This is a genomic window from Actinomadura sp. 9N407, from assembly GCF_044326315.1.
Classification (GTDB): domain Bacteria; phylum Actinomycetota; class Actinomycetes; order Streptosporangiales; family Streptosporangiaceae; genus Spirillospora.
Window position 1 is genome coordinate 63,004 of the sequence record NZ_JBIRAW010000046.1, and the last position, 12,443, is coordinate 75,446.

Below are 12,443 nucleotides of genomic sequence, written 5' to 3' on the forward strand. Positions count from 1 at the left end.
CCGGCGGCGCCGGTCGGCCGTACCGGAGCGGTCATGGACCAGGCAAACGCGGGTAACCTGGCACGCTGAGGTGTGTTTCCCCCTTTCGACAAGTCCCACTGAACCCCGACTTAGTGACGATGAGGGCCATGAGAGGACGCGTACTGGTCGTCGACGACGATCTCGCTCTCGCCGAGATGCTCGGCATCGTGCTGAGAGGCGAGGGTTTCGAGCCGTCGTTCGTCCATGACGGCGACAAGGCGCTCGAGGCGTTCCGGGAGACCCGGCCCGACCTCGTGCTGCTCGACCTGATGCTGCCCGGCGCCGACGGGATCGACGTCTGCCGCCAGATCCGCGGCGAGTCCGGCGTGCCGATCGTCATGCTGACCGCCAAGAGCGACACCGTGGACGTGGTGCTCGGCCTGGAGTCGGGCGCCGACGACTACATCGTCAAGCCGTTCAAGCCCAAGGAACTGGTGGCCCGGGTCCGCGCCCGGCTGCGCCGCACCGACGAGCCCGCGCCCGAGACGCTGCAGATCGGCGACATCACCATCGATGTGGCCGGCCACTCGGTCAAGCGCGGCGACCGGCACATCCCGCTGACCCCGCTGGAGTTCGACCTGCTGGTGGCGCTGGCCCGCAAGCCGCGCCAGGTGTTCACCCGCGAGGTACTGCTCGAGCAGGTGTGGGGCTACCGGCACGCCGCCGACACCCGGCTGGTGAACGTCCATGTGCAGCGGCTCCGAGCGAAGATCGAGAAGGACCCGGAACGTCCCGAGATCGTGGTGACCGTCCGCGGTGTCGGCTACAAGGCCGGTCCCGCCTGAACGGGCCGTTCCGCCCCCGCCCCCTGAGCGTGATGAGCACGTCGAGATGACTGGCTTGAAATGACCGCTTCGACATGAACCGGCCCCACATGAGCAGGCCCGAGATGAATCGGGCCAAGCGGTTCGTCCGCCGCGGGCTCGGCACCGCGCGCCGGGTGCTGCGCGGCGCGATCGGCCGTGCCTACGTGCGCTGGCGCCGCTCCATCCAGCTGCGGGTCGTCACCTCGACGCTGTTCATCTCGGCGATCGTGGTGGCGATCCTCGGCCTGTTCCTGATGCAGCAGATCACCACGGCGCTGATGGACGGCAAGATCAAGACGGCTCGGCTGCAGCTCGACGAGGGCCTGGCCGCCGTGCAGCGCGATCTCGGCAACCCGTCCGAGGACGCCGGCGGCCGGCTGGAGACCGTGGTCAACTCGCTGAAGTCGCGCAGCGGCCCGTCCGGGCTGTACGAGGTCTACATCCGCGACGTCCGCCAGCCGTACTTCGACGGGTTCGCCACCAACGAGCTGCGCAAGGAGAGCGTCCCGCAGCGGCTGCGGGACCAGCTCGGCAAGGGCGCCTCGGGTACCCGGGCGTCCACCTACGGCAAGCTCTCCTACATCGGCCAGCCCGACGAGCCCGGCCTGATCGTCGGCGGCAAGACCGGCCAGTTCGAGCTGTACTACCTGTTCCCGCTGACCGAGGAGCAGCACACGCTGACCTTCGTCGTCCGCTCCCTCGGCGGCGTCGGCGCGGTGCTGGTGCTGCTGCTGGCCGCGATCGCCTCGCTGGTCACCCGGCAGGTGGTGATCCCGGTACGGCTCGCCGCGCAGGGCGCCCAGCGGCTGGCCGCCGGGCGGCTGGAGGAGCGGATGCGGGTCCGCGGCGAGGACGATCTGGCCCGGCTGGCCCGCTCGTTCAACGAGATGGCCGCCAACCTGCAGGAGAAGATCGGCGAGCTGGAGGACCTGTCGCAGGTCCAGCGGCAGTTCGTCTCCGACGTCTCGCACGAGCTGCGCACCCCGCTCACCACCATCAGGATCGCGGCCGACATGCTGTACGAGTACCGCGACACCTTCTCCGACCCGGCCGTCGGCCGGTCCGCCGAGCTGCTGCAGAGCCAGCTGGAGCGGTTCGAGTCGCTGCTGGCCGACCTGCTGGAGATCAGCCGGTACGACGCCGGTGCGGCCACCCTGGACGCCGAGTCGCTGGACATGCGCGACCTGGTGCTGCGCGCCGTGGGCGACATCCAGGGGCTGGCCGAGCGCAAGGGCAGCAAGGTCGTCTTCCAGCTGCCGGGCGAGCCCTGCATGGCCGAGGTCGACCGCCGCCGCGTCGAGCGCATCATGCGCAACCTGCTGGTCAACGCCGTCGAGCACGGCGAGGGCGAGGACATCGTGGTCTCCGTGGCGGCCGACCGCGACGCGGTGGCGGTGTCGGTACGCGACCACGGCGTCGGCCTCAAGGCGGGCGAGGGCCAGATGGTCTTCGACCGCTTCTGGCGCGCCGACCCCGCCCGGGCCCGGACGACCGGCGGCACCGGGCTCGGCCTCTCGATCTCCCGCGAGGACGCCCAGCTGCACGGCGGCTGGCTGCAGGCCTGGGGCGAGCCCGGCGCGGGCTCGCAGTTCCGGCTGTCGCTGCCCCGGGTCGCCGGAACCGAGCTGCGCGGCTCCCCGCTGCCCCTGGTGCCCCCGGGCGCCGGCGGCCCGCGGCCCGTGTTCGCGGAGCTGGAGGTGGGAGAGTGAGCTGGCGATGCGTAGCGGGTCTCGCGACCGCGGCCGCGCTCCTGCTGGGCGGCTGCGCGGGCGTGCCCAGCGGCGGCCGCGTGATCACCGGCAAGGCCGCCGAGGGTGCCGATCAGGTCGACGACCCGTACGTCCGGCTCGTTCCGGTACGGCCGCGTTCCGAGTGGGGACCGCAGCAGATCGTCTCCGGCTTCCTCGCGGCCTCCGCGAGCTTCGACGACGGCCACGCCGTCGCCCGCGAGTACCTCTCCTCGCCCGGCCTGTGGCGGCCCGGCGCCCGTCCCGCCGTGACCGTCTACCAGGAGCGGCAGGAGCCGGAGATCGTCAAGGAGAACGCCACCACCGCCACCGTGCGGGTGCAGGGCCAGCAGCTCGGCACCATCGACCAGGGCGGCCAGTACATCGCCGCGCCCAAGAACGTCGAGGTCGTCTTCCAGCTCGGCAAGACCTCGCAGGGCGTGTGGCGGGTCACCGCCCTTCCGTCTCAGGCGCAGACCGGGCTGCTGCTGACCAAGGGCGACGTGGACCGCGCGTTCCGTACGGTCAACCTGTTCTTCTTCGCGCCCGACCGGCACACCCTCGTCCCGAACGGGATCTTCCTGCCGCTGGTGAACCGCCAGGACCTGCCCGCGCATCTCGTCCGGGCCCTGCTGGACGGCCCGACCGCCTGGCTCGGCCCGGCGGTGGAGAGCACGTTCCCGTCCGGTACCAAGCTGCGCGGCGTGTCGGTCAGCAAGAACGTCGCCACGGTGAACCTCAGCAAGGAGGCCCGCGGCGCCAACGTGGAACGGATGTCGGCCCAGCTCGGCTGGACGCTGCGCCAGCTCTCGGAGATCAAGCACTGGCGGCTGCAGATCGAGGGCGAGACCGTCGTCCCGGACGGCGTGCCGGCCACCCAGCCCGTCCGGGCCTGGCAGGCCAACGACCCCGACGGCGACTCCAGCAACAAGAACGCCTACGTGATCGGCGCGGCCGGCCATCTCAGCCAGCTCCTGCAGGACCAGCCGCAGCCGGTCGCCACCGGTGACGCAGGCCGGCTGACCCGTCCCGCCGTCGCGCCCGACTACGTCGAGGTCGCCGGCGTCAGCCCCAAGGGCGACCAGCTCCTGGTCGGAGACCTGATCGCGGGCTCGGTCACGATCCGTACGCTGCTGAACTCCTCGCACAAGGGCTCCCGCTTCACCGCCCCGTCCTGGGACCGCGACGGCCGCCTGTGGACGGTCGAGTCCAGCGGCGACAAGTCCTGGCTCTGGGTCCGCGAGCGCCGGGGCCGTGCCCCCGTACGCGTCGAGCACTGGGGCCTGGCCGGCCGCGAGGTGCTGGCGTTCCGCGTCTCCCGCGACGGCGTCCGCGCCGCCGCGATCGTCAACATGGACGGCCGCGCCCAGGTGCAGATCGGCCGGATCGTCCGCCGCGACGGCACCGACGTCGGCTCGTTCCTGCCGGTCAGCTCCGAGCTGGGCGGCGCCATCGACCTGGCCTGGCGCGACTACGGCACCCTCGCCGTCCTGGGCCGCAAGAACCTCGACTCCCAGATCCTGGCCTACCTCGTCCCGGTCAGCGGCGGCGCGATCAGCTCCCTGGGCGTCGGTGCCCTCGGGCAGCCCCAGTCGATCGCCGCCGCGCCGCACGAGCCCGTCCTGATCGGGACGAGGGCGTCCCACAAGAAGCAGGTCTGCCGCCAGCGGACCCCGCGCGACCGGTTCAGCGAGTGGGTCTGCAACATCCCCGCCTCCGACCCGACCTATCCCGGCTGAGACTCCCGGCGGTCATCCACAATCCGGTTCCCCTCTGGCCGGGCCGTACCGCGCTCGCCACCCTGGATCCATGGGATTCGCGACGGCTCTCCTGGACCTCCTCCTGCCGCAGCTCTGCGCGGGCTGCGGCCGTCCGCCCGCCCTTTTATGCGGGTCCTGCGCCGGTCTCCTGACCGCCTTACCCCGTCCAGCGTGGCCTGATCCCGTTCCTACGGGCCTGCCGCGCCCCTGGACGGCCACGACGTACGAGGGCCCGATCAGATCCATCATCGCCGCCCACAAGGAATCCGGGCGGACGTCGCTGGCCCGTCCCCTGGGCGAGGCGCTGGGCCGTACCGTCCAGACCGTCCTGTTCCAGCACGGCGGGCAGCACGGCGCGACCGTGGTGCCGGTGCCCTCGGGACGGGCGGCGGTCCGCCGCCGGGGCCATGATCCGACCTGGCGGATGACCGAGGCGGCGGTCGCGGGGCTGTGGACGGCCGGGATGCCCGTCAACGGGCTCCAGGCGCTCCGGCAGCGCCGCCGGGTGGCCGATCAGGCCGGACTGACGGTGGGGCGGCGAGCGGCCAATCTGGCGGGCGCGCTGGAGGTCCCGCCCGCGCTGGACGTGACCGGCCGCAGGGTCGTCCTCGTCGACGACGTGATCACGACCGGCAGCACCCTCGCGGAGGCCGCCCGCGCGCTCCGCGCGGCGGGCGCCGAAGTGATCGCCGCCGCCACGGTCGCCGCCACCCCCCGCCGCCGCCCCGCGGTGAAGCACGGCGCGCGGAGGTGAGTTTCTTCATTTCCCGCCGAGTGGGCGGTGCTGAGTTACCGAACGTAGCGATCGGCGCCCGACGTGTCGTTGCTCGCCGTGAACGTGGTGATTTGAACGGTCACGTGCTGTGAGGGTCGCGGTACAGGTTTCCCAAACTCGTCAGCTGGCCGGACGCGCTCGTCGCGCGGACCCGGGCGGGCGGCCGAAAGCCCTGTGGGCGAGGCGATCGCGGCGTTCCGGAAGGCGCGCGGGAGGGAGCCGGAGGTGGCGTGCGGGGCCTCTTCGATGACGGACTGTGAGTATTTCCTCCCTCCAGCCCCCTGACATTCGCGGCTTTAGGGGTTAGCGTTCCTGACATGGCACCCGCCCGGGTCCGTGGTTGCGTCGGATCGCAGTGCTCGTCAGGAGCACGTCAGGCGATCCGGCAAGCCGATGCCAGGCGCAGGCGAAACGGCCCACGTAAGGCGACTTCTCGTCGACCGATCACGGTGCGCCTTAGAAGTCAGTCCTGCCTCGTCGGGAGATCCGATATCCCCCGTAACGGGAGAAGGGCAGTAGTGGCGATAGCGCCGCGAACCCCTCAGCAGGCGAATGTGGGGACGAAGACCAGGTCGGCCGGGCGGGTGCGACCCCAGCGGGTCGTGGCGTCCGCTCCCCGAAGCAGGGATGCGGGGGCGGGCGAGGATCGCAATCGGGAGAAGGGGGGTCCCGCGTGGACATCATCGTGAGGGGCCGTCACACCGACGTCAACGACAGGTTCCGCAGGCACGTCGACACCAAGCTGGCCAAGATCGAACGGCTTGACAGCAAGGTCAGGCGGGTCGATGTGGAGGTGTCGCAGGAACACAACCCACGCATGGCCGACAAGCGCGAACGGGTCGAGCTGACGATCCGCTCGCGCGGCCCGGTGATCCGGGCCGAGGCCGCGGCCGATGACCGGTACGGAGCCCTCGACCTGGCGCTGGACAAACTCGAGTCCAGGCTGCGCCGCGACAGCGACCGCCGCAAGGTCCATCACGGCAGCCGGGCGCAGGCCAAGCTCGCCACGATGGAGCCGATCCCCGACGCCGTTCCGGACGTGCTGCCGGCGTCCCCGCCGCCCGTGCCCGCCGCGGCGGCCGAGGAGCGGGCCGACGACTACGAGGCCGTCGACGATCACCTGATCCCCATCCCCATGGAGGGCGACGGCCCCATCGTCGTCCGCGAGAAGTTCCACAAGGCCGAGCCGATGGGAATCGAGCAGGCCCTCTTCGAGATGGAGTTGGTCGGCCACGACTTCTTCCTCTTCCGCGACAAGGCCTCGGGGCACCCTTCCGTCGTCTACCGGAGAAGGGGCTGGGACTACGGAGTCATCCGCCTCATCGAAGAGTGATGTGGCACCTGCGTCACGTCACCGCCCAGAGCGTGCCATGATCTAGAAAGGCGTTACTCAGCACAGCCGCGGACGCGGTGGTCCGGGGCGATGGATGCGCGCCGAGCGCGCGCCCGCGACGCGGGGCCCTCGGCCGCACCCGCTCCCGCCCCGGCCCCTCGCCCGCGTGACCCTCCGCACGTCCCCAGGATCACCAACAGCGAAGGGGGGAAGCGGCGTCTCCTCCACGCCGCGCCTCAGGTGAGCGAGAATCCCCAGGCTCGCGGCGCCGCCCCGGTGCCCCGGCAGGCCACTGGCGACAGCCCGGCCGGAGAGGGCCCCGGCGATCCGATCCGGGTGCTCATCGTCGACGACCACGCGCTGTTCCGCCGCGGCCTCGAGATGGTCCTGCAGGGCGAGGAGGACATCGAGGTCATCGGCGAGGGCGGGGACGGCCACGAGGCCGTCGAGATGGCCGGCGACCTGCTGCCCGACGTCGTCCTGATGGACATCAGGATGCCGCGCCGCAGCGGCATCGAGGCCTGCACGGCGATCAAGGACGCGGCGCCCAGCGCCAAGATCGTGATGCTGACCATCAGTGACGAGGAGGAGGACCTCTTCGAGGCGATCAAGGCAGGGGCCAGCGGCTACCTGCTCAAGGAGATCTCCATCGACGAGGTACCGCACGCCGTGCGCGCGGTGCACGGCGGCCAGTCGCTGATCAGCCCCTCGATGGCCTCCAAACTGATCACCGAGTTCGCCGCGCTGGCCAAGCGCAGCCAGGAGCGCACCCAGCAGGTCCCCGCGCCCCGGCTCACCGAACGCGAGATGGAGGTGCTCCGGCTGGTCGCCCGCGGCCTCGGCAACCGGGAGATCGCCCGCGAGCTGTTCATCTCCGAGAACACCGTGAAGAACCACGTCCGCAACATCCTGGAGAAGCTGCAGCTGCACTCCCGGATGGAGGCCGTGGTCTACGCCGTACGGGAGAAGCTCCTCGAGATCACCTGAGGATCTCCCGTTCCGCTGCGTGCCGGGGTGCCCGCCGTGCCCCGCGCCCGCCGCGCCCCTGTACCGCGCGCTGCGGCGCTGCGGCGGAGCGGCGGAGCGGCGGAGCGGCGGAGCGTGCCGGGTCCGCTGCCCGAGCACCGGCGCGTGGCTGATCCCGCTCGGCGGGGACGGCACGGACGCCGGGGATATCGGCACCGGCCGGAGCCTGCTGGAGTCGGCCTCCACCTTCGCCGGTCCCTGACACGGGACCCCGTCCCCGTCGATCGCTGACACCGGCCATACCGTTTTGTCGGTGTCGTGGCCTAGCATCGGCGCCGTGGAAGCGATGGAATTGGACGCGGGCGAGGTGCGGCGGCTGCAGCTGCGGGCGCAGGGCTTGCTGGGGGCCGGACTGCGGCGCGGCGGCGTCCCCGGCCTGCTGCATTCCCTGGGGGCCGTGCAGCTCGACACGATCTCCGTGCTGGCGCGCTCGCACGAGCTGGTCCCGTACGCACGGCTCGGTCCCGTCGGGCGGGACGCCGTGGAGAGCGCCTATTGGGGCGACGGCGCGGGCTTCGAGTACTGGGCGCACGCGGCCTCGGTGCTGCCGCTGGACGACTGGCCCCTGTTCGCCTTCCGGCGCAGGGCGTTCCAGAAGCGGGGATGGCGCTGGCACAAGGTCCCCGAAGGCATCTGCGACCAGGTCCTCGACCGCCTGCGGGCGGAGGGGCCGCTGACGACCAAGGAGCTGGGCGGGGCCAAGTCGGGTGGCGACTGGTGGCAGTGGAGCGACCACAAGATCGCAATCGAGTGGCTGCTGGACATCGGCGAGGTCGTCTGCGTGCGCCGGGTCGGGTGGCGCCGGGTGTACGACCTGGCCGAACGGGCGATCCCCACGGAGCTGCTCGCCCAGGACCTGGACGACACGGAGTGCCTGAAGCGGCTTGTCGCGCGGGCGGGCCGGTCGCTGGGCGTGGCCACCAAGGCCGATCTGGCCGACTACTACAGGATCAGGATCGACCAGGTGGACGCGGAGGCGGCCGGGCTGGTGCCCGTACAGGTCCAGGGCTGGCGGCAGGGCGCGTGGGCCGATCCGGCCGCGCTGGCCGAGCCCGTACGGGGCCGGCACGCGACGACGCTGCTGTCGCCGTTCGACTCGCTGGTCTGGGACCGGGCGCGGACGTCCCGGGTGTTCGGGTTCGATCACCGGCTGGAGGCGTACGTGCCCAAGGCCAAGCGGGTCCACGGATACTTCGCGATGCCCCTGCTGTCAGGCGGGAGGCTCCTGGGACGGGTCGATCCGGCGCGCGAGGGCCGCACCCTCGTGGCGCGGCAGGTCTCGTTCGAGCCCTGGGCGGTGAAGACGGCGGCCCGTACCGAAAAGACCCTCGCCGCCCTGGACACCGCTTTGCGCCAGGCCGCCGCCTGGGTGGGATGCGACGCCGTTCGCGTCGAACGCATGGACCCGCTCGAAGGCGGCCGGACCCTCGCCCTCGACACACCCGGCTAGGCTGCTCAGACGGCGTCTAGGACGTGTCCCGACCTGATCCGGGTCTTGGAAACGCACACGCCTCAGCCGTGTGGGGGGTGCTGGGGGTCGGTGTGGACGGGGGTTTCGAGCGTCTCGCCTCTGCGGCCGCCGCGGCGTTTATCGGTACGGCTGCCGAATACGGTGTAATCGACGATCTCCGGGATCACCCGGGGGGCGTCCACCACGACGTCGGAGAAGATGTGGACGACCCCGCCCACGATGAAGCCGAGGACGAAGATCGCCACGCCGACCCAGAAGAACACCCAGGCCGGACCCAGGCACAGGGCGACCCCGCCGACGATGAAGCCGAGGACCATGATGGCGACGGCCACCCATGAGCCGGGGCGCCCCGCATGTGAACCGTGTGATTCGTCGGACATGACCACGCCTCCCTAGATTGTGCACTGAGAGATCTTCCTCGGACCCGCGGGGCCAAACGGGAAGCGCCGTGGATTGCGTCGCGACGTGACCTAGACCATTCTGGGTCTCGCCTACGATGGGCATAGTACGTGTGGTGTGCGTGCCGCCTGGAGCGGTGACCCACGATCTGCAAGGAGCCTCCGAGAGTGCCGCCAGTCATCGATAAGATCCTTCGTGCGGGCGAGGGCAAAATCCTGCGCAAGCTCAAGAAGCTCGCGGATCAGGTCAACTCGATCGAGGAGGACTTCCTCGAGATGAGCGATGCCGAGTTGCGCGAGCTGACCGACAAGTACCGGGAGCGGATCGCCGACGGCGAGACCGTGGACGATCTGCTGCCCGAGGCGTTCGCGACCGCCCGCGAGGCGGCCAAGCGGGTGCTGGGCCAGCGCCACTACGACGTACAGGTGATGGGCGGGGCCGCCCTGCACCTGGGCAACATCGCCGAGATGAAGACCGGTGAGGGCAAGACCCTCACCTGCGTGCTCCCGGCCTACCTGAACGCGCTGTCCGGCGACGGCGTGCACGTGGTCACGGTGAACGACTACCTGGCCAAGCGCGACGCCGAGTGGATGGGCCGCGTGCACCAGTTCCTCGGCCTCGAGGTCGGCGTCATCCTCCCGCAGATGACCCCCGACGAGCGCCGTGTCGCCTACAACTGCGACATCACCTACGGGACCAACAACGAGTTCGGTTTCGACTACCTGCGCGACAACATGGCGTGGAGCCTGGACGAGTGCGTCCAGCGCGGCCACCACTTCGTGATCGTGGACGAGGTCGACTCGATCCTGATCGACGAGGCCAGGACCCCGCTGATCATCTCCGGTCCGGCGGAGCAGAACTCCAAGTGGTACGGCGAGTTCTCCAAGATCGTTCCGCGGCTGAAGCGGGCCGAGCTGATCAGCACCGCCGGCCAGGTCGACCAGTACGGCCCCGGCGACTACGAGGTCAACGAGAAGAAGCGCACGGTCGGCATCACCGAGTCCGGTGTCGAGAAGGTCGAGGACTGGCTCGGCATCGACAACCTCTACGACTCGGTCAACACGCCGCTGGTGAGCTTCCTCAACAACGCGCTGAAGGCCAAGGAGCTCTACAAGAACGACAAGGACTACGTCGTCATGAACGGCGAGGTCCTGATCGTCGACGAGTTCACCGGCCGGATCCTGCACGGGCGCCGCTACAACGAGGGCATGCACCAGGCCATCGAGGCCAAAGAGGGTGTGACGATCAAGGACGAGAACCAGACGCTCGCCACGATCACCCTGCAGAACTACTTCCGCCTGTACGGCACGCTGAGCGGGATGACCGGTACCGCCCAGACCGAGGCGGCCGAGTTCAACAAGACGTACAAGATCGGCGTGGTGCCGATCCCGACCAACAAGCCGATGATCCGCGAGGACGTCGCCGACGTGGTCTACAAGACCGAGCAGGCCAAGTTCGAGTCCTGTGTCGACGACATCGCCGAGCGGAGCGAGAAGGGCCAGCCGGTCCTGGTCGGCACGACGTCGGTGGAGAAGTCCGAGCGGCTGAGCAAGATGCTCAAGCGGCGCGGGATCGAGCACAAGGTGCTGAACGCCAAGCACCACGAGCAGGAGTCGATGATCGTGGCCGAGGCCGGCCGCAAGGGCGCGGTCACGGTCGCGACCAACATGGCCGGCCGCGGTACCGACATCATGCTCGGCGGCAACCCCGACTTCCGGGCCGACCTGGAGCTGCACCAGCGCGGGCTTTCCCCGCTGGAGACGCCCGAGGAGTACGAGTCGGCCTGGCCCGAGGCGCTGGAGAAGGCCAAGGACGCGGTCAAGGGCGAGCACGAGGAGGTCGTCGAGGCCGGCGGCCTGTACGTGCTGGGCACCGAGCGGCACGAGTCGCGCCGGATCGACAACCAGCTGCGCGGCCGTTCCGGCCGGCAGGGCGACCCGGGCGAGTCCCGGTTCTACCTGTCGCTCGAGGACGATCTGATGCGGCTGTTCAACTCCGCCCGGGTCGAGTCGATCATGACTCGGCTGAACATCCCGGACGATGTGCCGATCGAGTCCAAGATCGTGTCCAATGCGATCCGGTCGGCGCAGGCGCAGGTCGAGCAGCAGAACTTCGAGATGCGCAAGAACGTCCTGAAGTACGACGAGGTGCTCAACCGGCAGCGCCTGGTCATCTACGCCGAGCGCCGCAAGGTGCTGGAGGGCGCCGACCTGCACGAGCAGGTCCGCAACATGATCGACGAGGTCGTGGCCGGCTATGTCGCCGGTGCCACCAGCGAGGGCTTCGCCGAGGAATGGGACCTGGACAAGCTCTGGAAGGCGTTCAAGCAGCTCTACCCGATCTCGATCGACATCGACGAGCTGGTCGAAGAGGTCGGCGGCGAGATGTCCGGGCTGGACGCCGAGACGCTGATGGGCAAGATCCGCGAGGACGCCGAATCATGCTACGACAAGCGCGAGGAGGAGCTCGGCGCGGAGGTCATGCGCGAGCTGGAGCGCCGCGTGGTGCTGTCGGTGCTCGACCGCAAGTGGCGCGAGCACCTGTACGAGATGGACTACCTCCAGGAGGGCATCGGCCTGCGGGCCATGGCGCAGCGCGACCCGCTGGTGGAGTACCAGCGCGAGGGCTTCGACATGTTCAACGCGATGCTCGACGGCATCAAGGAGGAGTCGGTCGGCTACCTCTTCAACCTCGAGGTCGAGGTCGAGGACCAGCCGGAGGCCCCCAAGGTGGGCGCCGAGCCCGTCTCGGTCTCCAAGACCGCCAAGAAGGACGAGGACGACGTCCCCTCGGATGACGTCCCCGCCGAGGCGGAGGACGACACCGAGGACAAGGCGGAGCACCACCCGTCCATCAAGGCCAAGGGGCTGGACGACCGCAAGCGGCCGCAGAAGCTGGACTACTCCGCGCCGACCGTCGACGGTGAGGGCGGCGTCGAGCACCACAGCGAGGAGTCGGCCGACGAGTACGCCGGCGTCTCCCGCAACGACCCGTGCCCCTGCGGTTCGGGCAAGAAGTTCAAGCGCTGCCACGGCGACCCCCGCAACAAGAAGTAGGGCGAGTTTCCAGAGTCGCGGGGGGGGGGGGGGGGGGGGGGGGGGGGGGGGGGGGGGTGGGGGGGGGGG

Annotated in this window: 10 protein-coding genes; 9 read left to right on the plus strand and 1 reads right to left on the minus strand. The window is 70.3% G+C overall.

Translation table 11 applies throughout. The features are described from left to right. Positions 1-128 precede the first annotated feature (128 nt). The 8 genes from mtrA (at position 129) to ACH34Q_RS42970 (ending at position 8,898) form a co-directional block, all read left to right on the plus strand. Entirely contained in the window at positions 129-806 is a 678-nt protein-coding gene (mtrA, locus tag ACH34Q_RS42935; RefSeq protein WP_395988978.1) for an MtrAB system response regulator MtrA, read from the plus strand. A gap of 104 nt (positions 807-910) precedes the next feature. Continuing rightward, a complete protein-coding gene (gene mtrB, locus ACH34Q_RS42940; protein WP_395988979.1) occupies positions 911-2,536 on the plus strand; it encodes an MtrAB system histidine kinase MtrB in 1,626 nt (541 codons plus the stop codon). Then, positions 2,533-4,293: an LpqB family beta-propeller domain-containing protein gene (locus ACH34Q_RS42945; RefSeq protein ID WP_395988980.1), complete on the plus strand. Its 1,761-nt coding sequence runs from the start codon at positions 2,533-2,535 to the stop codon at positions 4,291-4,293. Before mtrB ends, ACH34Q_RS42945 begins: the two co-directional genes overlap by 4 nt. 70 nt (positions 4,294-4,363) lie before the next feature. Continuing rightward, the gene (locus tag ACH34Q_RS42950; protein WP_395988981.1) at positions 4,364-5,068 is read left to right on the plus strand and encodes a ComF family protein; all 705 of its coding nucleotides are present in this window, start codon (positions 4,364-4,366) and stop codon (positions 5,066-5,068) included. A gap of 694 nt (positions 5,069-5,762) precedes the next feature. Then, on the plus strand, positions 5,763-6,422 hold the full coding sequence (hpf, locus tag ACH34Q_RS42955; protein WP_395988982.1) for a ribosome hibernation-promoting factor, HPF/YfiA family: 660 nt from the start codon (positions 5,763-5,765) through the stop codon (positions 6,420-6,422). 276 nt (positions 6,423-6,698) lie between these two features. Then, entirely contained in the window at positions 6,699-7,409 is a 711-nt protein-coding gene (locus ACH34Q_RS42960; RefSeq protein WP_395988994.1) for a response regulator, read from the plus strand. Positions 7,410-7,428: 19 nt separating this feature from the next. Beyond that, a complete protein-coding gene (locus ACH34Q_RS42965) occupies positions 7,429-7,650 on the plus strand; it encodes a hypothetical protein (protein WP_395988983.1) in 222 nt (73 codons plus the stop codon). 84 nt (positions 7,651-7,734) lie between these two features. Then, positions 7,735-8,898: a winged helix-turn-helix domain-containing protein gene (locus tag ACH34Q_RS42970; RefSeq protein WP_395988995.1), complete on the plus strand. Its 1,164-nt coding sequence runs from the start codon at positions 7,735-7,737 to the stop codon at positions 8,896-8,898. 62 nt (positions 8,899-8,960) lie between these two features. Here ACH34Q_RS42970 and ACH34Q_RS42975 read toward each other — a convergent pair whose 3' ends face one another. Beyond that, positions 8,961-9,299 (minus strand): HGxxPAAW family protein, encoded by a 339-nt coding sequence (locus ACH34Q_RS42975; RefSeq protein WP_395988984.1) that lies wholly within the window; start codon positions 9,297-9,299, stop codon positions 8,961-8,963. Positions 9,300-9,485: 186 nt separating this feature from the next. Here ACH34Q_RS42975 and secA point away from each other — a divergent pair, with 186 nt between their 5' ends. Further along, positions 9,486-12,374 (plus strand): preprotein translocase subunit SecA, encoded by a 2,889-nt coding sequence (gene secA, locus ACH34Q_RS42980; protein WP_395988985.1) that lies wholly within the window; start codon positions 9,486-9,488, stop codon positions 12,372-12,374. Positions 12,375-12,443: the final 69 nt, after the last annotated feature.

What these genes read in the sequence shown, in the direction of transcription:
- ACH34Q_RS42950 (WP_395988981.1), top strand. Translation starts at nt 4,364, where the DNA reads ATGGGATTCGCGACGGCTCTCCTGGACCTCCTCCTGCCGCAGCTCTGC.
- mtrA (WP_395988978.1), top strand. Translation starts at nt 129, where the DNA reads ATGAGAGGACGCGTACTGGTCGTCGACGACGATCTCGCTCTCGCCGAG.
- mtrB (WP_395988979.1), top strand. Translation starts at nt 911, where the DNA reads ATGAATCGGGCCAAGCGGTTCGTCCGCCGCGGGCTCGGCACCGCGCGC.
- ACH34Q_RS42970 (WP_395988995.1), top strand. Translation starts at nt 7,735, where the DNA reads ATGGAATTGGACGCGGGCGAGGTGCGGCGGCTGCAGCTGCGGGCGCAG.
- ACH34Q_RS42975 (WP_395988984.1), bottom strand. Translation starts at nt 9,299, where the DNA reads ATGTCCGACGAATCACACGGTTCACATGCGGGGCGCCCCGGCTCATGG.